Raw genomic sequence first — 375 nt, forward strand, 5'->3', positions numbered from 1 at the left:
CATCACGGCATATGGATTAGTATTACTTTATTTTTCTTATTTTTAACTTATCTTTTTATTCGTATTACCGTTTTACAGCTTCGAGTAATAGAACAACGTATTTTATTTCGTTTGCCTTATTTAGGTGAATTATTAAAATATCATTATTTGCAGTTTATCTTTCAAATACTCACTATTACACAGCAAGCAGGATTGCCTCTTTTAAAAGGATTGGATATTATTATACAACAACTGCCTAATCCCCTTTACCATCATGCTCTTTGTCAGTTACGTGAACATATTATTAAAGGCAAATCGCTCAGTGCTTTTATGAAAAATGAGTCTTTGTTTCCCCCTATTTGTTATCAATTTATTATCTCAGCTGAGAACTCAGGA

1 protein-coding gene is annotated in these 375 nt (G+C 30.9%); it reads left to right on the forward strand.

The window, feature by feature from the left end; all coding sequences use genetic code 11:
- Positions 1–375, forward strand: a 375-nt coding sequence (locus M983_RS16720) for a type II secretion system F family protein (RefSeq protein WP_210433264.1), incomplete at both ends; no start/stop codon positions are given.

The sequence above is a fragment of the Proteus myxofaciens ATCC 19692 genome, from assembly GCF_001654855.1.
GTDB lineage: Bacteria > Pseudomonadota > Gammaproteobacteria > Enterobacterales > Enterobacteriaceae > Proteus > Proteus myxofaciens.